This window comes from Streptomyces sp. W16, assembly GCF_033194735.1.
Lineage (GTDB): Bacteria > Actinomycetota > Actinomycetes > Streptomycetales > Streptomycetaceae > Streptomyces.
On record NZ_JAWOAI010000870.1, the window covers coordinates 1 to 2,526 of the forward strand.

Consider the following 2,526-nt stretch of genomic DNA (forward strand, 5'->3'; position numbering starts at 1 on the left):
GGGCCGTCTCGTACAGGCGGGCGTTGCCGATCGCGATACCGGCCTGCGCGGCGAGGACGTGCAGCAGCTGTTCGTCCTCGGCGGAGAAGGGGGCTTCGGGCCGCTTGCCGGCGAGGTGGAGGTGGCCGAACACCTCGTCGTGGACGTGGATCGGCACGCTGAGGCCCCCGGGGGACGGGGGCGCGAGCGCGCCGGTGCGGATCTCGGTGAGGCCGTCCTGCCCCGGGTCCGTCGTGCCGAGCGCCGCGTACCGTGCGCCGGTCAGCTCGGCCGCGCCGTCCACGATCTGCTGGAGGGTGGTGCGCAGTTCGAGCTCGGAACCGACGCTCAGGACGGCTTCGAGGAGGCGGGAGAGGCCGGGTGCGCCGTCACTCACCGGGGCGGGGCCCGGGCTCAGGTGGTCGCCAGCGGTTCCAGCACCAGCGGCTCGATCTTGCCCTCCAGCATGTAACCCAGGCCCTGTACGGCACACACGTCCGGCCGCTCGGCGATGTGCACCGGCATGCCGGTCGCCGCGCGCAGCATCTGGTCGAAGCCGGGGAGCAGCGCGCTGCCGCCGACCATCATGATGCCGCGGTCGGCGAGGTCGGCCACCAGGTCGGGCGGGCAGTTGCGCAGCACCCGGCCGATACCGTCGAGCACGGCGGTCAGCGGGGTCTCGATCGCGTCCCGTACGGCCGCGGTGTCGACCCGTACGGAACGGGCGAGGCCGCTCGCCACGTCCCGCCCGTGGATCTCGGTGGTGGTCGGGCCGTGCGGGGTGAGACCGTTGCCGGAGAGCGCGACCTGCAGTGGTCGTACGGACTGACTCGGAAGCATCAACTCGTGCTCGTGGCGCAGGTGTTGGACGATCGCGTGGTCGACTGCCTCGCCGCCCACCGGGATGCGTTCGGCGGTGACGATCGAGCCGAGGGAGAGCACCGCGACCTGGGTCGCGGCGGCCCCGCACACCATGATCATGGTGGCCTCGGGCCGTTCGACGGGCAGCCCGCACCCGACCGCGGCGGCGATCAGCGTGTCCACCAGTTCCACGCGGCGCGCGCCGAGCCCGACCAGCGTCTCGATCGCGGCCCGCTGCGCCAGCGGATCGGCGTCGTGCGGGGTGCAGGCGGCGGCCCGCAGCCGGGGCTTGCGGCGCAGCGCGCGGCGGACCTTGTCGCCGATCAGGTGCCGCAGCATGCGCTGCGCCATCTCGATGTCGACGACGGTCCCGCCGGAGACGGGCCTGACCACGCGAATGTAGTCGGGCGTACGGCCCGTCATCTTCTCCGCGAACTCTCCTACGGCGATCAGCGCGCCGGTCCGCGTGTTCACGGCGGCGACGGACGGCTGGTCGACGACGAGCCCGGCGCCCTTGACGTAGACACGGGTGCGGGCCGCTCCCAGGTCGACGGCGAAATGGCAGCGTCGCAACTGCTCCAGACTGACGGTCATGGAAGGTTCTCCCGAGAGCGGACCGGGGCTTCGCCGGGCGGCGGGCCTCATTCGCATCGTGCGGGGGCGGGGCAGTCGGCGCGCCTTGTGGTGGGCCGGGCGGGGTGCGGCTGAATGGGGGTATTTGTCTGTTATGCCCGAAGTAAGGAATGCGTAAAGGGTGCTGGAGGGTGTCTTCATGACTGCCCGTCGCTCACACAGGCCGGGTCCTGATCACCCCCAGCTCCGCCAAGTCCTCGGGGCGGACGCGGAGTTGGTCCGCCGTCCGTTCCGTCTCCGACGGGGGCCGTTTCAGGATCGCGGTGGCGAGCTCCGGGGCGATCACCGAGAAGTAACTGTCCGGCGTGGCCCAGGTGTTGCCCGGCGCGGCCAGCGCCAGCGCACCACCGGAACCGCCCTCGCCGATCAGCAGCGTGGTGACCGGGACCCGGGCGGACGCCACCGCGCCGAACAGGTCCGCGATGGCCGCCCCCGCACCCTGCCGTTCCGCCTCGGCGTCGTTCGCCGCGCCCGGGGTGTCCACCAGCGTCAGCACCGGCACACCGAGCCGGTCCGCGAGCCGGATCAGCCGCGCGGCCGTGCGATAACCGGCCGGACGGGTAGCCGTCCCGGCCTGTGCGGCATACGCGATGGTCCGCCCCGCCCGCTCCCCGAACCCGCACAGCATGCCCGCGTCCGTACCACCGCACCGGTCACCGCTGATCGCCAGCCGATGAGTGAAGTAGCTGTCCAAATAGCGCTCAGCACGCGGCCGTTGAGGCGAACGCGCACGCCGCACGGCTTCCCAGCCGGAGACCGGGAGACCGGCCGAGGCATGCTGCACGGCCTCTTGCGGGGCCACCGACGGGCCGACCGGGATGTGCTGAGTCGACTGGACGTGTCGCCTTGTTTCCCGCCCGGTCTCCGGGGGGCCTGCCTCGGGGTGCTGGGCCGGTTGGGGGCCCTGCATCGTGTCTCGTGCGGCCGCCGGCGGGTCTGCCGCGCCGAGGGCGGCTGCCGCGTCCTCCGGTGGGGATGCTGGGGGACTGTTCGTGGTGTGCTGGGCCGGTTGGGCGTGCTGCGCGGTCGTCGGTGGGTCGGTCGGGCCGAGGG

3 protein-coding genes are annotated in these 2,526 nt (G+C 72.8%); all 3 read right to left on the reverse strand.

Annotated elements, in window-relative coordinates; genetic code table 11:
- Positions 1-376, reverse strand: a 376-nt coding sequence (locus tag R6V09_RS50705) for a GAF domain-containing protein (protein WP_317888183.1), incomplete at its 3' end; no start/stop codon positions are given.
- A 17-nt stretch (positions 377-393) separates the two neighbouring features.
- On the reverse strand, positions 394-1,434 hold the full coding sequence (locus R6V09_RS50710) for a rod shape-determining protein (protein ID WP_317888184.1): 1,041 nt from the start codon (positions 1,432-1,434) through the stop codon (positions 394-396).
- A 193-nt stretch (positions 1,435-1,627) separates the two neighbouring features.
- On the reverse strand, positions 1,628-2,526 hold an 899-nt coding region (locus tag R6V09_RS50715; RefSeq protein ID WP_317888185.1), incomplete at its 5' end, for a carboxyl transferase domain-containing protein.

Coding starts and splice junctions, on each gene's coding strand:
- R6V09_RS50710 (WP_317888184.1), bottom strand. CDS start 1,434: ATGACCGTCAGTCTGGAGCAGTTGCGACGCTGCCATTTCGCCGTCGAC.